This is a genomic window from Arthrobacter livingstonensis (genome assembly GCF_003219815.1).
Classification (GTDB): Bacteria; Actinomycetota; Actinomycetes; order Actinomycetales; family Micrococcaceae; genus Specibacter; species Specibacter livingstonensis.
Genome location: NZ_QJVD01000009.1, coordinates 25,794 through 50,263, shown reverse-complemented (window position 1 = coordinate 50,263; position 24,470 = coordinate 25,794). Strand labels below are relative to the sequence as shown.

At 67.0% G+C, this 24,470-nt stretch carries 17 protein-coding genes; 12 read left to right on the top strand and 5 right to left on the bottom strand.

Translation table 11 applies throughout. The features are described 5' to 3' along the window. Positions 1 to 25 precede the first annotated feature (25 nt). The 5 genes from CVV68_RS09930 (at position 26) to CVV68_RS09910 (ending at position 7,620) form a co-directional block, all read left to right on the top strand. Positions 26 to 1,474, top strand: coding sequence for a bifunctional phosphopantothenoylcysteine decarboxylase/phosphopantothenate synthase (locus CVV68_RS09930; RefSeq protein WP_110500958.1), 1,449 nt, complete (start codon positions 26 to 28; stop codon positions 1,472 to 1,474). 78 nt (positions 1,475 to 1,552) lie between these two features. Then, positions 1,553 to 2,755, top strand: a complete 1,203-nt coding sequence (metK, locus tag CVV68_RS09925) for a methionine adenosyltransferase (protein WP_110500853.1) — start codon at positions 1,553 to 1,555, stop codon at positions 2,753 to 2,755. 155 nt (positions 2,756 to 2,910) lie between these two features. Next, positions 2,911 to 5,079: a primosomal protein N' gene (locus tag CVV68_RS09920; protein WP_110500852.1), complete on the top strand. Its 2,169-nt coding sequence runs from the start codon at positions 2,911 to 2,913 to the stop codon at positions 5,077 to 5,079. Positions 5,080 to 5,287: 208 nt separating this feature from the next. Further along, on the top strand, positions 5,288 to 5,716 hold the full coding sequence (locus CVV68_RS09915) for a hypothetical protein (RefSeq protein WP_110500851.1): 429 nt from the start codon (positions 5,288 to 5,290) through the stop codon (positions 5,714 to 5,716). Further along, a complete protein-coding gene (locus tag CVV68_RS09910; protein WP_110500850.1) occupies positions 5,713 to 7,620 on the top strand; it encodes a M64 family metallopeptidase in 1,908 nt (635 codons plus the stop codon). Before CVV68_RS09915 ends, CVV68_RS09910 begins: the two co-directional genes overlap by 4 nt. A gap of 99 nt (positions 7,621 to 7,719) precedes the next feature. On the opposite strand, the gene CVV68_RS09905 is transcribed toward CVV68_RS09910, so the two are convergent. From CVV68_RS09905 to CVV68_RS09885, 5 genes are all read right to left on the bottom strand, one after another. Beyond that, positions 7,720 to 9,432: an HNH endonuclease signature motif containing protein gene (locus CVV68_RS09905; protein ID WP_110500849.1), complete on the bottom strand. Its 1,713-nt coding sequence runs from the start codon at positions 9,430 to 9,432 to the stop codon at positions 7,720 to 7,722. Between the two features lie 102 nt (positions 9,433 to 9,534). Continuing rightward, the gene (locus CVV68_RS09900; protein ID WP_110500848.1) at positions 9,535 to 10,644 is read right to left on the bottom strand and encodes a glycosyltransferase family 4 protein; all 1,110 of its coding nucleotides are present in this window, start codon (positions 10,642 to 10,644) and stop codon (positions 9,535 to 9,537) included. After that, the gene (locus tag CVV68_RS09895) at positions 10,641 to 11,564 is read right to left on the bottom strand and encodes an alpha/beta fold hydrolase (RefSeq protein WP_110500957.1); all 924 of its coding nucleotides are present in this window, start codon (positions 11,562 to 11,564) and stop codon (positions 10,641 to 10,643) included. Before CVV68_RS09895 ends, CVV68_RS09900 begins: the two co-directional genes overlap by 4 nt. A gap of 19 nt (positions 11,565 to 11,583) precedes the next feature. Further along, a complete protein-coding gene (locus tag CVV68_RS09890; protein ID WP_110500847.1) occupies positions 11,584 to 12,417 on the bottom strand; it encodes an aldo/keto reductase in 834 nt (277 codons plus the stop codon). A gap of 63 nt (positions 12,418 to 12,480) precedes the next feature. Further along, a complete protein-coding gene (locus tag CVV68_RS09885) occupies positions 12,481 to 13,443 on the bottom strand; it encodes a sugar-binding transcriptional regulator (protein WP_438502628.1) in 963 nt (320 codons plus the stop codon). 167 nt (positions 13,444 to 13,610) lie between these two features. On the opposite strand from CVV68_RS09885, the gene CVV68_RS09880 reads away from it, so the two are divergent. The 7 genes from CVV68_RS09880 to CVV68_RS09850 all read left to right on the top strand — a co-directional run bounded on the left by CVV68_RS09880 (position 13,611) and on the right by CVV68_RS09850 (position 24,459). Further along, positions 13,611 to 15,446 (top strand): glycerol-3-phosphate dehydrogenase/oxidase, encoded by a 1,836-nt coding sequence (locus CVV68_RS09880; RefSeq protein WP_110500956.1) that lies wholly within the window; start codon positions 13,611 to 13,613, stop codon positions 15,444 to 15,446. Positions 15,447 to 15,534: 88 nt separating this feature from the next. Beyond that, positions 15,535 to 16,275 carry an MIP/aquaporin family protein gene (locus CVV68_RS09875; protein WP_110500845.1) on the top strand — a complete coding sequence of 247 codons (741 nt, stop codon included), beginning with the start codon at positions 15,535 to 15,537 and terminating at the stop codon, positions 16,273 to 16,275. A 102-nt stretch (positions 16,276 to 16,377) separates the two neighbouring features. Beyond that, complete coding sequence (glpK, locus tag CVV68_RS09870) at positions 16,378 to 17,892, top strand: glycerol kinase GlpK (RefSeq protein WP_110500844.1); 1,515 nt, start codon at positions 16,378 to 16,380, stop codon at positions 17,890 to 17,892. Between the two features lie 230 nt (positions 17,893 to 18,122). After that, positions 18,123 to 20,627 (top strand): leucine--tRNA ligase, encoded by a 2,505-nt coding sequence (leuS, locus tag CVV68_RS09865; protein ID WP_438502630.1) that lies wholly within the window; start codon positions 18,123 to 18,125, stop codon positions 20,625 to 20,627. Between the two features lie 20 nt (positions 20,628 to 20,647). Continuing rightward, positions 20,648 to 21,631, top strand: a complete 984-nt coding sequence (locus CVV68_RS09860; RefSeq protein ID WP_110500842.1) for a DegV family protein — start codon at positions 20,648 to 20,650, stop codon at positions 21,629 to 21,631. A 60-nt stretch (positions 21,632 to 21,691) separates the two neighbouring features. After that, positions 21,692 to 22,591 (top strand): ComEA family DNA-binding protein, encoded by a 900-nt coding sequence (locus CVV68_RS24210; protein WP_245933454.1) that lies wholly within the window; start codon positions 21,692 to 21,694, stop codon positions 22,589 to 22,591. 98 nt (positions 22,592 to 22,689) lie between these two features. Continuing rightward, positions 22,690 to 24,459 carry a ComEC/Rec2 family competence protein gene (locus tag CVV68_RS09850; RefSeq protein WP_110500841.1) on the top strand — a complete coding sequence of 590 codons (1,770 nt, stop codon included), beginning with the start codon at positions 22,690 to 22,692 and terminating at the stop codon, positions 24,457 to 24,459. Positions 24,460 to 24,470: the final 11 nt, after the last annotated feature.

The following is a 24,470-nucleotide window of genomic DNA, read 5'->3' as shown; positions in this document are numbered from 1 at the left end:
GGTCGGATTGCGTTCCTTGGCCGTGCTGAACATTGTTCTGGGGGTGGGCGGCGGCATCGCCGCCTACAAGTCCGCCTTGCTGCTGCGCCTCTTCACCGAGGCCGGCCACAAGGTCACGGTCATCCCTACGGAGGCCTCCACGAAATTTGTGGGAATTGCCACCTGGGAGGCCCTCAGCGGCCGGCCCGCCACCAACAACGTCTTTGACGCCGTGGAATCGGTCAACCACGTGCGGATCGGTCACGAGGCCGACCTCATCGTGGTGGCCCCCGCCACCGCGGACGTCCTGGCCAAGGCGGCTGCCGGCCTTGCCGGCGACCTCCTGACCACCACATTGCTTATGGCCCGTGGCCCCGTCCTGTTCGCCCCGGCCATGCACACCGAAATGTGGGCGCACGCCGCCACGGTGGCCAATGTGGCCACACTGCGCTCCCGCGGCGTCCATGTGCTGGACCCCGCCACAGGGAGGCTCACCGGCCCCGACACCGGGCCCGGGCGCCTGCCCGAACCCACGGAGATCTTCGCCGCGGCCATGGCCCTGGTCGACGGCGCCGGCAGCACGGTTCCCAACACCCTTCCCGCCACGCACGACGCCGGGTCCCCGGCCGCCGCATCCTCCGCCACTGCGGATGGCCCCACTGCATCGGCCGCCACCGCGGACGCCCCCACAGGGCCCGGCGCGGCCTCAAGCGGTCCCCGCAATGGCTCGGGCGGCGGTCCCCTGGGCAGCGACTCGCTGGGCAGCGACCCACTGGACGGCGACCCCTTTGGCGGGGCACGGCCCCTGCAGGGCAAACGCGTGGTCGTCACGGCCGGCGGCACGCGGGAACCGTTGGACCCGGTCAGGTTCCTGGGCAACAAGTCCTCCGGCAAGCAGGGTGTTGCCCTGGCAGAATCCGCCATGGCCGCCGGCGCGGAAGTCATCTTCATCCACGCCCACATGGACATTGCGCCGCCGCTGAACGCCAAACTGCACAGCGTGGACACGGCCCTTGAACTGCGGGCGGCCACCTTGTCCGCCGCCGCCGGCGCCGACGTTGTCATCATGGCCGCGGCCGTCGCCGACTTCCGCCCCTCCACCATCTCCACGGGCAAGATCAAGAAGCGCGACAACGTCGCGGACCCCGTCATCAAGCTGGTCCGCAACCCGGACATCCTGGTCGAGGTCGTCGCACACCGCGCCGCCCAGAACCAATCGCAGCTCATTGTCGGCTTTGCCGCCGAGACGGGCGACGCCGACCATGACGCCCACAGCTACGCCCAGGCCAAGCTGGTGCGCAAGGGCTGCGACCTGCTGGTGGTCAACGAGGTTGGACCGGGGGAGTCGGGTGCCGAGAAGGTGTTCGGCCAGGACGGAAACCAGGTGGAGATCCTGGCCCTCGACGGGGCCAGCCCCGTGCAGGCCGCCGGGTCCAAGCGCCAGGTGGCAGACGCCGTCGTGCGGGTCATTGCGGAACGGCTTGGCACAAGCTGAGCGCGTGACTGTTGAGCCTTGTGACCATCCATCCCTCCAGCCAATGGAGCGCGATCCAGAACGAAGTAGAGTGGAACAGTGACAACAGTGAACCCCTTGCGCCTTTTTACCTCCGAATCAGTGACGGCCGGGCACCCGGACAAGATCTGCGACCAGATCAGCGACGCCATCCTTGACGCGCTGCTGGCCGAGGACCCCGACTCCCGCGTGGCCGTGGAAACCATGGCCACCACAGGCCTGGTCCACGTCGCCGGCGAGGTGACTACCGATGCCTACGTGGAAATCCCGCAGATTGTCCGCAACACCATCCTGGACATTGGCTACGACTCCTCCGCCAACGGCTTCGATGGCGCCCGCTGCGGCGTGTCGGTGTCCATCGGCCAGCAGTCGCAGGACATCTTTGACGGCGTGTTCAACTCCCTCGAGGTGCGCGAAGGCACGGCCGTCGACGACGACGACTCGCAGGGCGCCGGCGACCAGGGCATCATGTTCGGCTACGCCAGCAACGAGACCGCCTCCTACATGCCCACGCCGATCTACCTGGCACACCGCCTGTCCGAGCGCCTGACGGTCGTGCGCAAGTCCGGACTGCTGGACTACCTGCGCCCCGACGGCAAGACCCAGGTCACCATCGGCTACGACGGCGACGTGCCCGTCTCCGTGGACACCGTCGTCATCTCCAGCCAGCACGCGGAGGGCACCAGCCTGGACCGTCTGCGGGCAGACCTGGCGGAATATGTCATTTCGCCCGTCATGGATGCCTCCGGACTGGATATCTCCGGCGTGAAGACGCACCTGAACCCGGCCGGACCCTTTGTGGTGGGCGGCCCCGTGGGCGATGCCGGCCTGACCGGCCGCAAGATCATCGTGGACACCTACGGCGGCATGGCCCGCCACGGCGGCGGCGCGTTCTCCGGCAAGGACCCGTCAAAGGTGGACCGTTCGGCAGCCTATGCGATGCGGTGGGTGGCCAAGAACGTGGTGGCCGCAGGGCTCGCCTCCCGCGCCGAGGTCCAGGTGGGCTATGCCATCGGCGTTGCCCGCCCCGTGGGAATCTACGTGGAGACTTTCGGCACTGAGACGGTCGACCCCCGCCGCATTGAACAGGCCATCGAGGCCGTCTTTGACCTGCGGCCCAGCCCCATCATCCGCGAGCTGGACCTCAAGCGGCCCATCTACGCCAAGACGGCCGCGCACGGCCACTTTGGCCGCGACGACCCGGATTTCACCTGGGAAAACCTCGATCGGGTGGACGCACTCAAGGCATTCTTCAACGCATAGGCGCCTTGTTGTCCACAGCCATGCACAGGAACCGCCCGCATGTCGGTGGCCTGTGCTTAGCTGGTTAAAGGGCCGGCAAACGGCACGCACTTGGACCTGGACTTGCCCCGGGACCGCACCGCCATTAGGGCCGCACCGCAGGGAAGGAGGCCGCCATGGAACAGCACCCGGAACCATCCCCTGATCAGGGTGGCGTCCAACTGTCCCTGCTGAGCGGCTTCGTGGGCCGCGAACGCAAGGCGGACCCCCACAGCGGAGTGGAACTTGCGCCCTTGCTGCCCGTGGCGCAAGTGGCGATCGATTCCCCGCTGCCCCACCTCGACAGGATCTTTGACTACTCTGTGCCCAAGGCACTTGACGCGGACGCGCAGCCCGGCGTGCGGGTGCGGGTCAAGTTTTCAGGACAGGACCTCAACGGCTTTTTGGTGGCGCGTGTTGCGGAGTCGGCGAGCGAACGGCTTGTACCGCTGGGCCGTGTGTATTCGGCCGTGCCGGTGCTGGCGCCGCAGGTCCTTCAACTGGCCCACAGGGTGGCAGCCCGGTACAGCGGCACCGTGGCCGACGTGCTGCGCGTTGCCGTGCCGCCACGCGTCGCAAGCCTGGACAAGGGCTACCTGCAAAAGGTCATGGCACACCAGGCCGCTGCCGCCAGTTCCGACACGGGCGCCGAGGTTCCCGGGGGGCATGTTGTGCTGGACCCCGTTCCGCCCGCCCATCCGGGCCATTCGCTGTTCACCGGCTACACCCACGCCGAGGAGTTCCTCACGCAACTGGCCATGGGCGCCTCGCCCAAGGGCGTGCTTCAATCACTGTCCGGGTATGGGCCGTGGTCCTGGCACCACCAGCTTGCCCAGGCGGTGGCGAATTGCCGGCTTTCCGGCCGCGGGGCCATCGTGGTGGTGCCGGACCTGCGCGACCTTGACCTGTTGGACCACGCCTTTTCCGACGTCCTGCCCGCGGGGAGCTTCGTGAAGTTGACCGCCGACGACGGGCCCACATTGCGCTACGACAACTTCCTGCGCGTCCTGCGTGGCGAGGTGAAGATAGTGATCGGCACCCGGTCGGCCGCCTACGCCCCCGTGCATGACCTGGGCCTGGTGTGCTGTTGGGACGACGGCGACGAGCTCCACATTGAACGGCGCGCGCCTTACCAGCACAGCCGGGACGTGCTTTTGCTGCGTTCCGAGGTGGAGGACACGGCAGTCCTCATGGCCGGGCACAGCCGCAGCATTGAATCGCAGCGGCTTGTGGCCACCGGGTGGGCGCAGTCCCTCGCGGCCGGGCGGCCCGTGGCACGCACAGCCACGGCTCGGGTGATCAGCACGGCAGACAGCTATGAGCAGGAACGAGACCCGCTGGCGTCATTGGCGCGGCTTCCGCACCGGGCTTGGGAGAGTGCCCGGGCGGCACTGCCGTCCGGGCCGGTCCTGGTCCAGGTGGCGCGCACCGGATACGCACCGGCGCTGGCCTGCCAGCGGTGCCGCGAAGTGGCCCGGTGCACCGACTGCGCGGGCCCGCTCATGCAGGCCCGTGCCGACGGCTCCGCCGAGGTGCTGGTCACGTGCCGGTGGTGCGGTCGTGCAGAGACGCAGTTCAGCTGTCCCAGCTGCGGGAACAGATCGCTGCGGGCGCTGGCGGTCGGGGCATCGCGGACGGCCGAGGAACTGGGCCGGGCGTTCCCGTCCGTTACCGTGATTTCCTCGGCAGGGGACCACGTCAAGGCCGTGGTCCCGGACCGGCCGGCCATTGTGGTGGCCACGGTGGGTGCCGAACCTGTGGCGCCGCGCGGCTACGCGGCCGCCCTGCTGCTGGACGGGGACTCCCTGCTGCGGCGCGAGTCACTGCGCTCAGGCGAGGACACGCTGCGCCGCTGGATGAACGCGGCAGCCCTCGTCCGCCCGGCAAAGGAGGGCGGGGTGGTGGTGGTCACGGCGGACGACTCCGTGGAGGTGCAGGCCCTGGTCCGTTGGGACCCCGCCGGCTATGCGGAACGTGAATTCGGGCTGCGCCACGAACTTGGCCTTCCTCCGGCTGTCCGGGTGGCCTCGCTGACTGGGGCGGAGGCTGACGTCGCGGCCTTCACCGCCGCCTTGAAACTTGCCGAATCCGTGCGCATCATCGGCCCGGCACCCCTGGCCGGATCGTATGCGTCCGGTCCCGGCTCAGATCCGGACGACGCCCCCGACTACCGCACCCTGCTCTTTTTCCCTTATTCCATGGCCGCCGCGGTCACCGGTGCCATGCGGTCTCTTAAGGCAGCCAACGCCGCCCGCCGCATCGGCTCCCCGGTGCAGGTGCGCTGCGACGGCGTCGACGTCATCTAACGCCGGCCGAGATCTGGATGCTTCCTGTGACGCGCCTGGCAGTGCCGTGAGCGTCGGGACGGTGCAGTGTCCGGGCGTGCAGTGTCCGGGCAAAACCCGGCGTTGACAAATCCGTCCTGCCGGTGCCTACTGGTCGTATTCGGCGGCAGGGAACCGCCATCGGGAGGACACCATGGACACGACATCCGGACCGGTTCCAGTGCGGTCAATGCGGTTTGTTTTCGAATACGAGAGCGGCAATATTTCGCTCATCCTGCAGCAGCCGGTCGACGTGGCGGTCAGCGGATTTGACCTCCACCCGGACCTGCGGCCAGGTGATTACGTGGAGGTCCGCGGCCCTGACGGCGGCACGTTGAGCCGCGTGCCCGTCCGTTCGGGGATGGCTGCCAGCGCGGAGGTTTTTCCAGAACATGCCGGGGACCCGATCACCCGGGTGGACAAGGCGGAGGTGCGGGGCGCGTTCACTGTGGTCGCGCCGGCGCCGCTGTCCGCCAGCCATGTCGCCGTCGTGCGTGTGGGGAGGCCCGCGGCAGCCCCGCGACCCGGCGGTGTGCCGACCCCGGCCCATGAGGAGCCCTGGGCCACCGATCTGGCGACGTTCGCCCTCGATGCCCCGGCCGGGGGGCAGCAGCCATGACTACCGCCGACGGCCACATCATCGGGACTACGCAGATCTCTGGATCCGCCCCGCACAACAGGGCGTTCAACATCGCCATGATGGGCGACGGATTCCAGGCGGCTGAACAAGGCGTCTTTGACACTGCCTGCAGCGACTTCCTCACGGCCTTCTTTGGCACGCCACCGTATGACCGGCTGGCTCCGGCCATTAATGTCTTCCGGATCAATGTGGCGTCCACCGGCTCCGGTGCCGACGACCCCGTGGCAACGGGAGGGACGGGGGCCAGCCCGAATACGTACTTTGACTCCTCCTTTGGGAACAACGGCATCCGCCGCCTGCTGGAGTGCAATGACTCGACTGCGCTGACGGTTGCGGCGGGACAGGTGCCGGGCTTCACCGTGGCCCTGGTGGTGGTCAATTCCAGCGTTTATGGTGGCAGCGGCGGATCCGTTGGCACGTATTCGCTGGCCGGCGGCGCCACTGAAATTGCCATCCACGAGCTCGGCCACACTGCCTACGGCCTGGCTGACGAATATCCCTACTACGCCGGAGGCAATGAAACCGGCCACGACCACCACCCCGCCGGGGAACCGGGCCAGCCCAACGTCACAACGAATGCCGTGCGGGCAACGCTTAAGTGGAGGTGGGCCGTGAACACGTCCACCACCGTGCCCACCATGGCCAACCCTGATTGCAGCACCGTGGACTCCCGGCCCAGCCCGGTGCCGACGGGGACCGTGGGGCTGTTTGAAGGAGCCGACTACTACCATTGCGGTGCCTACCGGCCGGAGTACGACTGTAAGATGCGCGAACTCGGTGTCCCGTTTTGCCGTGTGTGCCGCCAGGTGATCTGGAACCGGATCGACCCCCTGGGCACGCTCGTGGCGAGGGACCGGACGCCGCTGAGCGTCGTGGCCCGGTACCCAGAACACCTGGACGTGTTTGCCGAGGGCTCCGACGGGCGCACCATGTCCGACTGGTGGGACGCCAACAGCGGCTGGGCCGGCTGGTTCCAGCTGTCCGGCGGCGTTGCCTCCGGCGGCGGGACGGGCTCACCGGTGACGGCCGTGGCGCGCTATTCAGGGCACCTTGACGTGTTTACCGTTGGCACCGACAACCGCGTGTACAGCGCGTGGTGGGACGTCAATGGCGGCTGGTCCGGCTGGTTCCCCCTGGGCACGCTTGCCGCCCGCCCCGGTTCAACCGTCAGCGTGGTGGCCCGCTATTCGGACCACCTGGACGTGTTCACTACGGCCGCCAACGGAGCCATCATGTCCATCTGGTGGGATGCCCGCACCGGCTGGGCGGACTGGTTCCAGGTTTCCGGCGGCGTGGCTGGCGCCGGGGCCACGGTGACAGCCATTGCCCGGTACCCGTTCCACCTGGACCTGTTCACGGTGGGCACGGACCACCGATTCTGGTCCTGCTGGTGGGACGACCGCTCCGGCTGGGCAGGCTGGTTCCCCCTTGACACGCTTGCGGCCCGGCCGGACGCGACCGTCAACGTTGTTGCGCGCTATCCGGATCACCTGGACTTGTTCACGACCGCATCCAACGGCGCCGTCATGTCCACCTGGTGGGATGCCCGCTCCGGCTGGGCCGGCTGGTTCCAGGTTTCCGGGGGAGTGGCGTCGCCTGGCTCGCCCGTCACGGCCATCGCCCGCTACTCCAACCACCTTGACCTGTTCACGGTGGGGACCGACAACCGGATTTACAGCACGTGGTGGGATGACACCACCGGCTGGGCCGGCTGGTTCAACGTCTCCGGCGGCATTGCCAAGGCCGGCAGCCAGGTTGTGGCCATTTCCCGGGTGACCGAGCACATCGACGTATTTGCCGTGGGGTCCGATGGCATTGTCTACAGCACCTGGTGGGATGGCAGTGGCGGCTGGGCGGGCTGGTTCCAGCTGGGCATCACCTGAGGCGGGCCCGCCTGCATGACCGGAAGCAGGCCCAGCTACATGACCTAATCCGGGCCCGGCTGCGAGGGACAGCGGGAGCGGGATGGCATCCATCGTTGCTCACAGTTCTCCCCGCAGTTCTTCGATGGCCTCGATCATGATCCAGGCCGGGATTTGTGGTGGAGTGCTGGCCGTTGCTTCCGGAGGGTAGTGCCAGCCGGCGGGAGAGATCCAGCCCGGCTTCCCGCCTGGATTCCTCGTGGCGACAGGGGTCCACCCCTTCATGATGGAGGAGGACTTGGCCTGCGCGGCTGCATTGCGGGGCGGTTTCCGGCTTCCGTACTTCGCCTTGCCGTCCTTGAAATGCTTGAGCCGGTGGTGAACGCCGCACTCGTTGCCGAGATTTTCCGGCAGGGAGGACCCACCGTCTTCCCAGGCGAGTATGTGGTCAAGTTCCGTGTCATCGGTGACGGTGTTGCAGCAGGGGAACACGCAGTTGCCGTCACGTGCGCGCAGCATGGTCCGCTCGGCGCCAGTGATCCTGTACCGCGTAGGGTCCATGGACAAATATTCATTCGTGTAAGGATCGACCATGATCCGATACAGCGTGGGGCACTCGGCGGCAAGCTTGCGGGCCATGGCCGGTGGAATGGGTCCGTAGCCCTCCAGCTCCGCCGGTTCATTCGAGTGACCAAGCAGGCTCAGAAGCGGAACGGTGACCAGGACCTGGGCCCGGGGTCGCGGTCGGCCCTCCTGCTGGTTGCCCTCCCCACGTCCGGCATCTTCGAAGCCTGTATCCCCGGTATCGTCGTGGCCGTTAACGGCCGGCGGCAGTGTACCGGTTTCCAGGAGCCACTCTGCCAGCGCGTCGACACGCAGCTGTGTCAGGGTGCGGCGTTCGTTGGGTCCCTGCAGGGTGCGGGCCGTGCGGGTTGCCTGGTTCCAAATTCCCTGCGCGGTGTCGGCCGGCAGGAACATGGACAGCCAAGACATGCCATCCCTGCCCGGCTGCAGTGCAAGCTTGCGGTCATCGACCGCCTTGACATGGCGGTGCTGGATGCTCTCGGGGTGGGCACGTTCCCTCAGCCGGCGGGCCTGGACGTTGAACTTTGGGCCCGTCATTCCGGGCGCCAGATCCAGCAGTTGGCGTTCAAGGTCCCGAAGCTCATCCACGGAAACGAGATGCTCTCCCTTCGCGGTCCGCAGCGTCTCCAACGTATCCAACTCGTCCAGGGCTGCCACGGCGTTGCGCCACGATATTGACCCGCCGGAGAGTGCCGCCAGGATGTTTGGGTGGTGCCGCACCAGGACAATGCTTTGGGACTTCAATTCCCCGCCTGACCGCTGGGGGAGGGTTAATGCGGCGCACAGCTCGGCGGTGGTGGAAATCGCGAGAATCTCCTGCTGCCACGGGTCCAATTCGGCCACAATCCCGAGCCCGATGGACGCGGCGTCGAGCCTCTCGACTGTTTGGGCCTTGAGGGCCGCAAGCCCGGACTCGATGGCGGCCAGGCTGCGGAGGTCGGAAACGGCACACAGGTACTCCGCTTCGGCCAGCGCCTCCACCGAGTTGATTTCGAGGTCCGCGACAGCGATGGTTTCATGGGGAGTCGTGGCCAGCTGCCGGGCGAGGGCGCGGGGATCCGGCAGTTTCGATGGCGACCGGATGGGCGCCGCGGTCCGACTGCGTGCCGCGGCACTGTCGGGTGCTCCCTCCCGTTCGGGTTCCTGTACGACGGGGTAGGGTGCGACAATTCCAGGGGCCGGCGACCACGAAGCCGGCGCAGGCTGGAGGCCTTCGTGACGGGGTGTGCCGGGCTGGAAATCGTTCATGAGTCCAGTTCATCACCTGGATTAGTAGCTGTGAACCCCTTAATGACAAACCATGGACAACTACCCGTACAGGTATGCCTGTGGAGGGACGAGTGCACCAATTCAGCCCCGCAGTTCCTCCACGATGGCCAGCAGCTCCCGGGCGGAGGCGTCCCAGCTGAAGGTGCCCGCCTGGGCAACAGACGCCGTCGAACTGGCTGCCCAGATATCGTGGTCGTCCAGGGCGTGCACGGCCGCGGCAAAGGCGGTGGGGGAGTCCGCGGGAACATAGTGCGCGGCAGTGCCGCCCACTTCCCGGAAGATGTCGGTTTCGGCCACCACCACGGGCGTACCCAGTGCCATGGCCTCCACCAGCGGCAATCCGTAGCCCTCGGCCTTGGAGAGGGTGACCAGGGCGGTGGTGCGCAGCAGCAGTTCGTCATATTCGGCGTCGGTGACCCCGTTGTGGAAGACCACCTTGGCGCCGTCGGGAATGAGCGACTCAAGCTCCGCACGGCGTTCCGGGGTGACCCGGCTTAGCAGGTTCAACGTAAAGTCCGGCAGCTGGGCCATCCCGGCAATGAGCGTCTCCACGTTCTTGTACGGCATGAAGGAGCCCATGTAGGTGAGCGACTTTTCCGGCGCCACGGCTGGGTCGCGGGGCTTCCGGCCGCCCTGGGGTGCGTTGCCCACAATGCGGATGGGCTTGCGCGTCAGGGAGAACTTGTTCATCAGGCCCAGCGTGGTCGCGCTGATCGTGGCTACCACGTCGGCCCGGTTCAGCAGCACCCGCTGCGGCCAGTAGGCCTTGTGGTACAGCCGCCACAGCACGCGCACCGGTGCCGGCAGGAAGCCGGGCGGGGCAGGGTGCTCGTAGTAGATCAGGTCGTGGAGTGTGAGAACCAGCGGATACTTCCGCCCCCAGCTGCCCATGGTCTGCATGGGGCAAAACACCAGGTCGGCGCCCAGCCTGTTCACGTGCCGGGCGACAAACAGCTCCAGCGGGGACAGCGGCGAATTGATCTTGACCCACGGCAGCGCAGGCAGCAGCGCAAGCTGGCGTTCGTCATGGATGAGCATCGTGACGTCGGCATAAGGTGCGACGGCGGCAATGAGGCTTGCGCCGTAACGGCTGATGCCATCGTGGTGGTCCAGCCGGGTGAACCGGGCATCAATGGTGATCTTTGGCCTGCGGCCACGGGGAGGGGGGCCGGGAGTGCTGCTGGCAGTCACGGGGCGGGATGCCTTTCCAGGAAGTTGATAATGGCCGTCGCGGCCGGCTGCGGGGTTTCGTAGTGGATCAGGTGGCCGACGTCGCTGATCACCACCAGCTCACCCTGTGGCAGCAGCTCCATGAGCTTGTGCTGGTGGGGCAGTGTGGCAATCTCGTCCTCGGCACCGGCAATCAGGAGCACAGGCAGGGTGAGTTGCTCCGCGACTTGGCGCACGGTGCCGCTCACCGAGGCCTGAAACGACTCAAGCAGCATGTCCCGGTTCGCGAAGCCGCTGAAGTAGGCGTGGTGCTGGCCGTGAATGAACGTCAGCAGCGCCTTGTCACGGGTCTTGGCCATGGTCACACTCATGACGCGGACAATAAGCCTGCTGCGCAACAGTGCGTTTCCCAGGACTGCCGGGAGTTTGGCGGATGTCCAGTAATAAAATATGGCCAGCTTGGTCATGACGCCCTTGGGGCCCTCCAGGGCGGGCGCCGCGATGGGGTTGACCAGGATCAAGGGCTGCACCCGCCCGGGGTTGGACGCCGCAAAGTGGCTGGCCACAATGGAGCCAAAGGAGTGCCCGAGCAGCACGGTGCCGGTGCCCAGCGCCAGGGTATCCAGGAAGCCGGCCAGGAAGCTGCCGTAACCGGCCACGGTGTGTTCGGTGTGGTCAAAGGCGGGGGAGAGCCCAAAGCCGGGCAGGTCGGGCATGATGACCCGGTGCTCCGGCAGCAGCTCAACCACGCGCTCCAGACCGTGGTGGTCGCCACGGAAGCCGTGCACCATGACGATGGTGCGGGTGGAAGGCGTCCAGGCAACGGGGGCGTAGTCCCAATAATGCACGGTGGTGCCTGCTACCTCAACCGTGTGTTCCCCGGCCCGGTCGGACAGGTCAACAGCGATGGGTGCGGTTTTCGGCGTCGTACCTTGCTTCACGTTGTCCCTCACTGGCCCGCTAGTTCACGGTGTTGGGATCGGAACCGGAGCGGCGCCCGCTGTCCATGGCCGCGATTACGGCCATGTCGGTGTCACTGAGTGCAAAATCAAAGAGCTGCAGGTTTGCCGCGATGCGTGCCTGGCTGCTGGCCTTGGGTATCACCAGGTGGCCGCGCTGCACGTGCCACCGGAGCACCACCTGCGCCACGGACCTGCCGTGGGCCGTGGCAATGGCCGCGAGCGCGGGGTCGGCCAGAAGCTGGCCGCGGGCCAGTGGGCTCCACGCCTGGGTGGCGATGCCAAGTTCAGCGTGCAGTTCCCGGAGTTCGTGCTGTTGCAGCCATGGGTGGAGCTCCACCTGGTTGACCGCCGGCACCACCTCGGTGGCCTCCAGCAGGCGGTGCAGGTGGTCAGGCTCAAAGTTGCTCACGCCGATGGCCCGCACGCGGCCGGCGTGGTAAAGCGTTTCCAGCGCCTTGTACGTGGGGATGAACAGCTTCTGCTCCGGGCAGGGCCAGTGGATGAGAAACAGGTCAAGGTAGTCGAGGTTCAGCCGGTCCATGGATTCGTCAAAGGCGGCCAGGGTGGAGTCGTAGCCGTGGCGGTCATTCCACACTTTTGACGTGACAAACAGTTCCTCCCTCGGCGTCCCGGCGGCGACGGCGGCGTTGACGGCCTGCCCGACGCCCTCCTCATTGTCATAAAGGGCGGCGGTGTCGATGGTCCGGTAGCCTGAGTCGATCGCGGTGGAGACCAGCGCGGCGCAGTCCACGGAGGGGACCTTGTAGACCCCGTAGCCAACGGTGTCGATGCGGACGCCGTTGTTGAGTGTGGTTTTGGGTGCCAAATGCATGTCTACGACTCTACCCACCCCTCCGGCCCCGGTGGGTGCGGCGCGGCTGGGCGCCCCCAACACTTAGAGCCCGTCCAGGCTGCTCAGGAAGCCGAAGATCGGGTCGCTGGAGTGGCTTTCCGCCTCCACGAGTTCCCTGGCGGTGCTTTCGTCCAGAATCAGGTCGGTGGCCAGCCCTGCGGCGAGCGCTCCCCGGAGCCCCTTGATTTTTTTGGCCCCGGAGACCACACATATTCGACGCTTGACCTTGCGCAGGCTTTCCAGGCTGGGTCCGCTGGAGCGGTCGTTGAGCACGATCCCGGCGTCGGTTCCGTCGTTGCGGAAGAAGACGGTCGCAACGTCGCCGGCAACGCCACTGGCTTCGAGCGCGTCCAGGTCCGTGGAGTCCAGGTACCCGCCCGAATACACGTGGCTGGGGATGTCGGCGTCCATGGAGCCCACCCCGAAGATGGCAATCGTCATCCGTTCCTGCAGGTCCAGGATGCGCCGGACGCTGCGTTCCTCCCACATCATGCGCTTGGTCTCGGCGTGGTCAAAGAAGGCCGGCACCGGAAACTGCTCCACCTTGGCCCCATAGGCGTTGCCGAAGCGCCGGACGATTTCAGAGGCATAGGTGATGCCGGTGGTTTGAGTGTTTCCTGCGCCGTTGAGCTGGACAATGGTGGTGCCGTGCGTGGTCTTGCGCGTCAGGTGCCGGCTGACCGCGCTGAGGGTGGAGCCCCAGGCCACCCCGATGACGGCGTTGGAGTCCACCAGGGGCGTGATGGTGCGGGCGGCCTGCATGCTGACCCGGTCCAGGGCTTCCACCTCGTCGAGCGTGTCAGCCACCGGAACCACATGGACCTCGACCTGGTAGCGGTTGCGGATGGCCCGCTCCAGCTCCGGGGCCCGGTCCGCCGGTGTCTTGATTTGGATCTGCACCAGCCCGCTTTCGCGTGCGGTGGAAATGAGCCTGGACACCGTGGAGCGGGACGTTCGCAGCTCCCTGGCAATGGCATCCATGGTTTGGTCCTGCAAATAGTACATTTGTGCAGCCCGGAGGGCGTCGGACTGCTTTGTTCGCCTGCTTGGCATGGCACGAACGGCCTTTCTGCACGTTTGTGCAAAGGAGTTGACTATATATTTCACTTATTCAAACAATAGTGGAACCAAGCGCCCGGTGCGCAACGCAACACAACGTGAATGAGGCCAACGTGGGTACCCTCGGCAATGCCGGCAAGAACGCAACCGCCAACGACAGCGGGGCAGTCCTCCGCCCGCAAGTACAGGCACTGCGCCACCGGCCCCGTGCCCAGGTCCTTGTCATTGGCGGCGGGATCAACGGCGTCGGAACATTCCGTGACCTGGCCCTGCAGGGCATCGACGTGGCGCTCGTGGAGCGCGGCGACTACTGCCAGGGCGCTTCCGGTGCCTCCTCGCACATGATTCACGGTGGCATCCGCTACCTGGAAAACGGCGAGTTCCGGCTGGTGCGTGAATCTGTCGTGGAGCGCAACAGGCTGCTCAAGATTGCCCCGCACTACGTCAAGCCGCTGCAGACCACCATTCCCATTTTCAGCACGTTCTCCGGCATCCTGGCCGCGCCCATGCGTTTCCTCACGCACAAGCAGGGCAAGCCGCAGGAGCGTGGGGCATTCCTGATCAAGGCCGGCCTGACCTTGTACGATTCCTTCTCCAGGGACGGCGGCACCGTCCCCCGCCATGAGTTCAAGGGCCGGGCCAAGGCACTGGCCGAACTGCCCGCCTTGAATCCGGGCATCAAATACGCCGCCACCTACTACGATGCGTCCGTGCACAACCCGGAGCGACTGACCCTTGACGTGCTCCAGGACGGCGAAAAGGCCGGCCTGGAAGGCCAGGGCACAGAAGGCCAGGGCACAGTAGGCCAGGGCACAGAAGGCCAGGGCACAGCCGCCGACGGAACGAGCCGCGCACGGGCCACCAACTACCTGGCCGCCACCGCCGTCTCGGATAACGGGGTGGAACTTACCGACCAGCTCACCGGGGAGACGTTCACCTTCACGGCCGACGTCATCGTCAACACCACCGGCGCCTGGGTCGATGCCACCAATACGGCCATGGGCGCCGAAACCCTGTTCATGGGCGGCACGAAGGGCTCCCACATTGTGCTGGACCATCCGGAACTGCTGGCGGCGTGCGCCGGCCGGGAAATCTTCTTTGAACACACCGACGGCCGCATTGTGCTGATCTACCCGATGGGTGACCGCGTGCTGGTGGGCACCACCGACATCGATGCGGACATGTCCCAGGACGCCGTGTGCACAGAGGAGGAGATTGACTACTTCATCGAGTTGATCGGCCACGTTTTCCCCGAGGTCGCCGTCACCCGCAATGAGATTGTCTACACCTTCTCCGGTGTGCGCCCGCTGCCCCGCCACGACGAGACGGCCCCAGGGTTCGTCTCCCGCGACTACCGGATCGAGCGGACGGACCGCGCCATCGCCGGCGCCACGGTCCCCGTGCTGAGCCTGGTGGGCGGCAAGTGGACGACGTTCCGGGCGCTCTCGGAACACCTTGCCAACGACGTCCTGGCCGCACTGGGCGCGGAACGTAAAACCTCGACGGCGAAGCTCTCCATCGGTGGCGGTGCCGGCTTCCCCGAGAACGCGGCCGGCGTCGAGGCCTGGATTGCCGGCCACGTCAGCGGCACCGTCAATGCAGCGCGGGCCGGCGTCCTGTTGACCCGTTACGGCACCCGGGCGGGGGAGGTGCTGGCCTACCTGGCCGCCGGCGAAGACGAAGCCTTTGAATCAACCCACGAGTTGAGCCGCCGTGAGGTTGAGTTCATGGTTGAACACGAGCAAATCGGCCATCTGGTTGACATTCTCATCCGCCGGACCTCCCTGGCCTTCCGCGGCCTGGTCACCGGCGAACTGTTGGCCGAGACTGCCTCAGCCCTGGCCCGGCCCCTCGGCTGGTCCCAGGACAGGGCGCATGAGGAAATCATTCACGCCCAAGACGTCCTGGCCCGTTTTCACGGTGTCCAGGTGCAAAGCTTGATCGCCTAAGCGCCCTCCCGGGACACGGCACAAGAAACGGGCACCCCATTGGGGGAGTGCCTGAATAACAAAATATGGATAGAAGAAGGAGTCAAAGATGTCTCTTGGAATTGTGTTCCTGTCTGAAGTGATGGGAACCATGATGCTCACCCTGCTGGGTTGCGGTGTCGTGGCCAACGTTGCGTTGAAGGGAACCAAGGGCAATGCCGGCGGTTTCCTCATGGTCAACTGGGGTTGGGGCCTGGCAGTGATGTCCGGTGTGTTCGTTGCCGCCAAGTCGGGTGCGCACCTGAACCCCGCCGTGACCGTGGGCATACTCTCCAGCGGTGCCACCGACTACGCACCCAACGTGCCGATCACCTTCGGCTCGACCCTGACGTACTTTGGCGCTGAAATGCTTGGTGCCTTCATCGGTGCCGTGGTGTGCTGGCTGGCCTACAAGCAGCACTTCGATGACGAGCCCGACGCCGCCACCAAGCTCGGCGTGTTCTCCACCGGACCGGCCAAGCGCAACTACGGCTGGAATGTTGTCACCGAAGTCATCGGCACCTTTGTCTTGGTGTTTGTGATCCTGCACTTCGGCGGCGGTGTGGCCGGCCTGGGCCCGCTGCCCGTTGCACTGCTGGTGGTCGCCATCGGCGCGTCCCTCGGTGGACCTACGGGTTACGCCATCAACCCCGCCCGCGACCTGGGCCCGCGCATCGCGCACGCACTCCTGCCCATCAAGGGCAAGGGTTCCAGCGACTGGAGCTACTCCTGGGTACCCATTGTCGGTCCCTTGGTTGGCGGCGCACTGGGTGGACTCATGGCGCAGTGGCTGCCACTTGTCGTGAAGTAGGCCTTGTTGTTATGTGGGCAATGAAGTAGACCAAGTAGTAGACAGAGAAGTGGTAATGAGTCGCAGCAACTTTTGCAGGCTGCACAAACAAAGGAAACAATGATGTCTCAGTACGTAATTGCCATTGACCAGGGAACCACCAGCAGTCGTGCCATCGTCTTTGACCACGACGGCAACATCGTCTCAGCCGGCCAGCTTGAGCACGAGCAGATCTTCCCGAAGGCCGGCTGGGTCGAGCACGACGCCATGGAGATCTGGAACAACACCCGCGAGGTCATCGGCACGGCGCTGTCCAAGGCCAACCTGACCCGGCATGACATCGTCGGTGTCGGCATCACCAACCAGCGCGAAACCGCCGTCGTCTGGGACAAGAACACCGGCGTCCCGGTCTACAATGCCATTGTCTGGCAGGACACCCGCACCCAGGCCATCGTTGACGAGCTCGCCGCCGACGGCGGCGTCGAGCGCTTCAAGCAAAAGGTGGGCCTGCCGCTGGCCACCTACTTCTCCGGCACCAAGATCAAGTGGATCCTGGACAACGTTGAAGGAGCCCGCGCCAAGGCGGAGGCCGGGGACCTGCTCTTCGGCAACACCGACAGCTGGGTGGTCTGGAACCTCACCGGCGGCACCGACGGCGGCGTGCACATCACCGACGTCACCAACGCCTCCCGGACCCTCTTCATGGACCTGGAGTCGCTCTCCTGGGATGAGGAGATCCTCTCGATCTTCGGCGTGCCGAAGTCCATGATGCCCGAGATCAAGTCCTCCTCGGAGGTCTATGGCACGGTGCACGGGAGCCAGCTGCTGCGCGAGACGCCGGTTGCCGGCATCCTGGGCGACCAGCAGGCGGCGACGTTCGGCCAGGCTGCGTTCGAGAAGGGCGGGGCCAAAAACACCTATGGCACCGGAAACTTCCTGATCGTCAACACGGGAGAGGAGATCGTGCACTCCAAGAACGGTCTGCTGACCACTGTCTGCTACAAGCTCGGCGACGCGAAGCCGGTCTACGCCCTGGAGGGGTCGATCGCCGTGACGGGCTCGCTGATCCAGTGGCTGCGCGACAACTTGGGGATGATCAAGTCTGCGCCAGAGGTCGAGGAGCTGGCGAAGACGGTTGAGGACAACGGCGGGGTGTACATCGTGCCGGCGTTCTCGGGCCTGTTCGCACCCTACTGGCGCTCCGATGCCCGCGGGGCGATCGTGGGGCTGACCCGTTTCGTCAACAAGGGCCACATTGCCCGCGCGGCACTGGAGGCAACAGCGTTCCAGACCCGCGAGGTGCTCGACGCCGCCAACGCGGATTCGGGCGTGGACATGGAGGATCTGAGGGTTGACGGCGGCATGGTCGCCAACGACGCGCTCATGCAGTTCCAGGCCGACATTCTGGGCATTCCGGTCATCCGCCCGAAGGTCACCGAGACGACTGCCCTTGGCGCGGCCTACGCGGCCGGGCTGGCTGTCGGTTTCTGGAAGGACACGGACGAACTGGCCACCAACTGGTCCGAGGACAAGCGCTGGGTGCCAAAGATGGATCCCGCCGAGCGCGACCGCCAGATGCGCCTGTGGAAGAAGGCCGTCACCAAGTCCATGGACTGGGTCGACGACGACGTGAAGTAACAGCACGCCACCGCATCGCGTGAGGCAAGTCGGCGGGAGACCACCTTTCCCCTGAAAGGCGGGCTCCCGCCGTCGTTCTCCATGTGCGCTAAAGTAGGACGGTGAATACAAAGCTCCTCCTTACCTAGCCGCAAATACTTTTGCGGCCGCCCCTTGCTGAGTCGAGGGGCTTTTGTGTGTACACGGCAGGACAGTGCAGGAAGCCATTGATGATTGAAAAGGCAGGGTACGTGAGCGTGCAGTCCCAGACTGAGGAAAACAGCGAAGAGGGCGTCTACAGTTTCGCCGCGATGGAGGCCAAATGGCCGGCCGTCTGGGAGGAATTGAAGGTCTTTACCCCGCTTGACGACGGCTCGAAGGAACGCCGCTACGTCCTGGACATGTTCCCGTACCCCTCCGGGGACCTTCACATGGGGCACGCGGAGGCCTTTGCGATGGGCGACGTCGTCGCCCGCTACTGGCGCCAGCTAGGCTATGACGTGCTGCACCCGATCGGCTGGGACTCCTTCGGCCTGCCGGCGGAAAACGCCGCCATCAAGCGCAACGCCCATCCCAGTGAGTGGACGTATGCCAATATTGACACGCAGGCGGCGTCTTTCAAGCGCTACGCCATCTCGGTGGACTGGTCCCGCCGCCTGCAGACCTCCGACCCCGAGTACTACCGGTGGACGCAGTGGCTGTTCAAGCGCTTCCACGAGCGCGGCCTGGCCTACCGCAAGGATTCCCCGGTCAACTGGTGCCCCAAGGACCAGACGGTGCTCGCCAACGAGCAGGTTGTCAACGGTGCCTGCGAACGCTGCGGCACCATCGTGACCAAGAAGTCACTGAACCAGTGGTACTTCAAGATCACCGACTACGCCGACCGCCTGCTGGACGACATGGACGCTCTGCAGGGCAACTGGCCCGACCGCGTGCTGGCCATGCAGAGGAACTGGATCGGCCGCTCCGAGGGCGCCCACGTCACTTTCGTCATCGAAGAGGCGGGGACGCAAAAGCCGCAGCAGGAGCTGACGGTGTTCACCACCCGTCCCGACACCCTGTTCGGCGCCACGTTCTTCGTGGTGGCCGCCGACGCCCCGCTGGCCCTGGAACTGGTCACCGGCGAGCACGCCGAGGCACTCAGCGATTACCGCGAACGGGTCAAGGCCCTGAGCGACATCGAGCGCCAGTCGACCGAGCGCACCAAAACCGGCGTTTTCACCGGGCGCTTCGCCATCAACCCGCTCACGGGTGAGAGGCTGCCGGTCTGGGCCGCCGACTATGTGCTGGCGGACTACGGCACCGGCGCCATCATGGCAGTCCCCGCCCACGACCAGCGCGACCTGGATTTTGCCAAGGCGTTCGGACTGCCCGTGCGCGCCGTCCTGGACACGGGCGAGGAAGACCCGGCCGTGTCCGGCATTGCCACCACCGGAGACGGTACACTGATCAACTCCGGCGAGCTGAACGGCCTGTCCAAGGCGGACGGCATCCCCGCCGCGATCGAAGTCCTGGAAAAGTTGGGCACCGGCAAGAAGTTCGTGAACTTCCGCCTGCGCGACTGGCTGCTGTCCCGCCAGCGCTTCTGGGGCGCGCCCATCCCCATCATCCACTGCGCCGACTGCGGCGAAGTGCCGGTCCCCGACGATCAGCTGCCCGTGCGGCTGCCGGACAACCTGCGCGGCGAGGACCTGTCCCCGAAGGGCACCTCCCCGCTCGCCGCCGCCCGCGACTGGGTCAATGTGAGCTGCCCGCGGTGCGGCGGCGCGGCCAGGCGCGACACCGACACGATGGACACATTTGTCGATTCGTCCTGGTACTTCCTGCGCTTTGTCTCCCCGCAGTACACCGACGGCCCGTTCGACCCGGCCAAGGTCAACGACTGGATGCCCGTGGGACAGTACGTGGGCGGCGTCGAGCACGCCATCCTGCACCTGCTCTACGCGCGCTTTTTCACCAAGGTCATCCACGACATGGGCATGCTGGAGGCCACCGAGCCCTTCAGCCGCCTGCTGAACCAGGGCCAGGTGCTCAACGGCGGCAAGGCCATGAGCAAGTCGCTGGGCAACGGCGTGGACCTGGGCCAGCAGCTGGACCGTTACGGGGTTGACGCGATCCGCCTCACGATGGTCTTTGCCGGCCCGCCGGAGGACGAGGTCGACTGGGCGGATGTTTCGCCGTCGGGCTCGGCAAAGTTCCTGGCCCGCGCCTGGCGCCTGGGCCGCGACGTGGACAGCGCCGCGGGCACTGACCCGTCGACAGGCGATTCCGCGCTGCGCTCAGTGACCCACCGCTCCATTCACGAGGCGAAGGCCCTGCTGGAGGACCACAAGTTCAATGTGGTCGTGGCAAAGCTGATGGGGCTGGTCAATGCCACCCGCAAGGTCATCGACTCCGGCGCCGGCGCCGGCGACCCGGCCGTGCGCGAGGCCGCCGAGGCCGTCGCCGTCCTGCTGAGCCTCTTTGCCCCCTACACGGCCGAGGACATGTGGAATGCGCTGGGCCACCCGGCATCGGTGGCCAACGCCGGCTTCCCCGACGTCGACGAGTCCTTGCTGGTGCAGCAAAGCATCACTGCCGTGGTCCAGGTCAAGGGCAAGGTCCGCGACCGCCTGGAGGTGTCCCCGGACATCACCGAGGACGAGCTGCGCGAACTCGCCCTGGCCTCGGCAGCCGTGCAAAAGGCACTCGACGGCGCCGACATCCGGACGGTGATTGTCCGGGCACCCAAGCTGGTCAATATCGTTCCGGCGTAGGCAGGCACCGGGGGAGGGGCATGGAAAAGCTGGGAACGCGCGACTGGCTGCGGCACCAGGCGGCCAGGCTACGCCCAAAGCACCCCGCGACCGGGGAGCCCGGCCCGTCCTCGACGCGGATAGCGGTCGTGACCGATTCCGCCGCCGCCCTGCCGCCGGAGTGGATCAGGGCGCATGTGGCAGGGGGCCGCCTGACGGTCGTGCCCATGCCGGTCATCATCGGCGGGGACGTCTTTTCCGACGACGACGCCGGACTGGAGTCCCAGATGTCCCTCGCCCTGGCCTCGGGCACGCAGGTGCGTACATCCAGGCCGTCGCCGGGGCAGTTTGAACGCGCCTACCGGGCCGCGGCGGAGGCCGGATTTGATGCCGTGGTGTCCTTCCACATCTCCGCCAAGCTTTCCGGGACCCTGGACTCGGCGGTCCTGGCCGCCGCACGGGCCGGCATCCCGGTGCATGTCCTGGACTCGGCCACGGTGGGCATGGCCCAAGGTGTTGGGGTTCAGGCGGCCGTGGACGCTGCCATTGCCGGGGCGCAGCTTGAGGATGTCCTGGAGGCAGCCCGGAACGCGGCCGCGGGTTCGAGCGTCTTCTTTTACGTTCCCAGCCTGGAGCAGCTGCGCCGTGGCGGGCGGATCAGCCTCGCGTCGTCGTGGGTGGGCACGGTGCTGGACATCAAGCCCCTGCTCGGCATCCGCGACGGTGCAGTCGTCCCTTTGGAAAAGGTGCGCACCGCCGCCAGGGCCATCGCCCGGCTGGAAAGGCTCGCCGCCGATGACGTCGCCCTCCGCCGGCCCGGCGGCGCCCGCGTCAGCGTGCACCACTTTGGCAACGCCGGGCAGGCACTCACCTTGGGGGAATCCCTGCAGGCGGACTGTCCCGGACTGGCTGCCGCCGGACTGACACGGCTGCCGGCCGTCCTGGCCGCCCATGCGGGCCTCGGCGTTCTCGTGGTGGTTGTTTCAGACTCCTTGCGCCCTCCACAGGACGGCACGGCCGGCTAGGCATCCACAACTTCACTTTTGTCCCCGGCAACCAGCACCTGCTGTGCCTACCGTGGTGACATGAAAGGTGATCGCCACGACACGGCATGGACGCCGGATGCGGGCCTGCCCCGTAGGGGACGGGGCCCCGCCGCGGGCAAGGGGCCGCGGTGGACCACGTCCCTGCGCGCACTGGTCGTGGTCCTGGCCATGGCGACGGCGTCCGCGGGGGTCCTGTGGCTGGAACAGGCAGGCGTCTCCGAAGCAGCCGGACAGCTTACTTCCCAGGAACCGGCCAAGGTTGCCGTTCCGCCCCTCGGGGGTGCCGCCGGGACAAATGCAGGGCCACCCGGCAATGGCGATCCGGGTGGAGGTCCGAGCGCGGGTCCGGGTGCTGGCGTCCAGGGCACTGCGGGTTCGGGCGCCGCGGGTCCGCAGACTGCGGCACCGGCTCCCGGTGCCGCCGGGACCGGTGCCGCCGGGGAGGGCCCGGTGACAGTTCATGTGGCCGGCGCGGTCAAGCACCCGGGTGTCTACACGCTGCCGGCCGGGAGCCGGATCCTGCAGGCTGTTGAGTCAGCGGGCGGTGCGCTGCCCGCGGCCGTGCTTGATGCGCTGAACTTGGCCGCCCTGGCCGCCGACGGAACGCAAATCATGGTACCGACACAGGCTCAGCTTGCGGCGGGTACGGCCGGTTCAGGGGGTTCCGGTTCAGGGGCCGGTGGCGCAGGCGGTGGCGTGCCCGGTGCAGGCGGCTCCGGGCTGCCGCAGCCCGGCTCGCAGGGTGCCCTGGTCAATCTCAACACCGCCACCGCCGAGCAGCTGGATGCCCTGCCGGGGGTGGGCCCCGTGCTGGCCGGGCGGATCGTCGCCTGGCGCAGCGACCACGGGCCGTTCACGTCGGTCGATGAATTGGATGCCGTGTCCGGCATCGGCGCCAAGATGCTGGCGAACATCCGCCCGCTGGTGACGGTCCAGTGACGCGCCCGGAGGCGCGGTGGTCGCGTTACGCCAGGGCCGCAGTGGACGGGAGCCACGGAAAAGGTCCCCGTCCGGCACGGGACCACAGGACACCCTTCATGGAGGGGTCGTTTCCCGTCGCCACGCGTGCCAGAATCTACGCTCTGGCCACGCATGCCGGCCGCCCGGTGGATTCAGGCAGGCTGCCCCGAACGGACCTGCGCCTGCTTCCGGCGGTCGCGGTCTCCTGGTCCGGGGCTGCCGTTGCCATTGCACAGCCGTGGCAGTTCGCTGCCGTGGGGGCGGCCGCCTGCCTGGCGCTGTGCGGCGCCGCGGCTGCGGCGGCATGGGTGGAACACGCCCAACACCGTCCAGCCCTGGACCGTCGCGCCCGGGACCGTCAGGCCCGGGACCGCGGACGCACCGGGGCCAGGCTCGTGTCCGGCGCGGCTGCCACGACGGCCGTGGCCGCGCTGTGCCTGGGCACGGTGCTGCTCGCCGTCGCCCTGCGCCAGCACGAGCGGGCCACCTCCCCGCTTGCCGCGGCGGTATCGGAAGGAACGGTCCTCACCGTCACGCTCAGCGTCACGGAGAGTCCGCGCCCGCTCAGTCTGGGTCAGGGCCCACAGCAGGTGGCGTTCGGTGCCGTCGTCCAGCAGGCGGCGGTGCATGGGCGGCGCCTCAGCGGCCGGCTGCCGGTACGGGTGGTGGCCGGCATGGAGTGGGCGCGAGTGCCCGCAGGATCAACGGTCTCCACGGCCGGGAAGGTGGCACCGGGCGGGCTGGCGGAGCCCACCGCAGGAATCCTGCGGCCGGCCATGGCGCCCCTTGATGTACGCCCTGGCACTGCCAGCCCCGCCATCGCGTTTAGGAGCGGCTGGCTGGCTGCGGCGCAGCGTGTCTGGGCCAGGGGCTCGCCGGATGTTGCCGGCCTGCTGCCCGGAATGGTCATGGGGGATCGAAGTGCCAGCCCGCCAGGCCTGGAAGAATCGATGAAGGCGGTTGGCCTGACGCATTTGACAGCCGTCAGCGGTGCCAACTGCACGCTGGTGCTGGCGGCCCTCATGCTGGGGCTGCGCTCCCTGCACGCACCCCGGGCCGCGGCAACCGCGGCGGCGGTGCTTGGACTGGCCGGATTTGTGGCCGTGGTCGGCCCCGACCCGAGCGTCCTGCGGGCGGCCGTCATGGGCGGGATTGGATGCCTGGCCATGCTCAGTGGCCGGCCAAAGCGCGTGGGCGCACTGTTGTCCGCCAGCATTGTGGTTCTGCTGGCCGCCGATCCGTGGCTGGCGCTGGACTACGCGTTCATCCTTTCGGTGCTGGCGACCTTGGGGCTGCACCTGGTGGGGCGGCGTTGCGCGCGGTGGCTGGGAGTGTGGATGCCGGCATGGCTGGCACAGGCCGTGGCCATCCCGCTGGCGGCCCAGTTGTTCTGCGCACCCGTGATCGTGTTGTTGCAGCCGCGGCTGGCCCTGTACACCGTGCCGGCAAACATGGCGGCCGCACCGGTGGTGGCCTTGGTGACCACCGTGGGAACGCTCGGCATGGTGGCCTCTCCTGTGCTGCCGGGCCTGGCGGTGCTGTGTGCCGGGGCAGCCGGAACGGGTGCGTGGTGGGTGGCGGGAGTTGCCCGGCGGATGTCCGCCCTGCCGGCCTCGAGCCTGCCCTGGCCCGAAGGCGCGAAGGGCCTGGTGCTGATGTCACTGATGAACGCTGCCGTCCTTGGCGCGTTGGTGGCACTGGTCGAGCGCCAACGGCTTGCCACGGCAGTGCTGGTGCTGCGCCGCCGGCTGTCGCGGCGGTGCCGGTTCCTGGTTGGTTTCGGCAGCCTCACGGTGTGCGCGGCCCTGGGCACAGCCCTCTGGACCGCGGCGGTGTTGGGGTCGTGAACGGCTTGGGA

Coding starts and splice junctions, on each gene's coding strand:
- CVV68_RS09885 (WP_438502628.1), bottom strand. CDS start 13,443: ATGTACTATTTGCAGGACCAAACCATGGATGCCATTGCCAGGGAGCTG.
- CVV68_RS09875 (WP_110500845.1), top strand. CDS start 15,535: ATGTCTCTTGGAATTGTGTTCCTGTCTGAAGTGATGGGAACCATGATG.
- CVV68_RS24210 (WP_245933454.1), top strand. CDS start 21,692: ATGAAAGGTGATCGCCACGACACGGCATGGACGCCGGATGCGGGCCTG.
- CVV68_RS09910 (WP_110500850.1), top strand. CDS start 5,713: ATGACTACCGCCGACGGCCACATCATCGGGACTACGCAGATCTCTGGA.
- glpK (WP_110500844.1), top strand. CDS start 16,378: ATGTCTCAGTACGTAATTGCCATTGACCAGGGAACCACCAGCAGTCGT.
- CVV68_RS09850 (WP_110500841.1), top strand. CDS start 22,690: ATGGAGGGGTCGTTTCCCGTCGCCACGCGTGCCAGAATCTACGCTCTG.
- CVV68_RS09890 (WP_110500847.1), bottom strand. CDS start 12,417: ATGCATTTGGCACCCAAAACCACACTCAACAACGGCGTCCGCATCGAC.
- CVV68_RS09920 (WP_110500852.1), top strand. CDS start 2,911: ATGGAACAGCACCCGGAACCATCCCCTGATCAGGGTGGCGTCCAACTG.
- CVV68_RS09860 (WP_110500842.1), top strand. CDS start 20,648: ATGGAAAAGCTGGGAACGCGCGACTGGCTGCGGCACCAGGCGGCCAGG.
- CVV68_RS09905 (WP_110500849.1), bottom strand. CDS start 9,432: ATGAACGATTTCCAGCCCGGCACACCCCGTCACGAAGGCCTCCAGCCT.
- CVV68_RS09915 (WP_110500851.1), top strand. CDS start 5,288: ATGCGGTTTGTTTTCGAATACGAGAGCGGCAATATTTCGCTCATCCTG.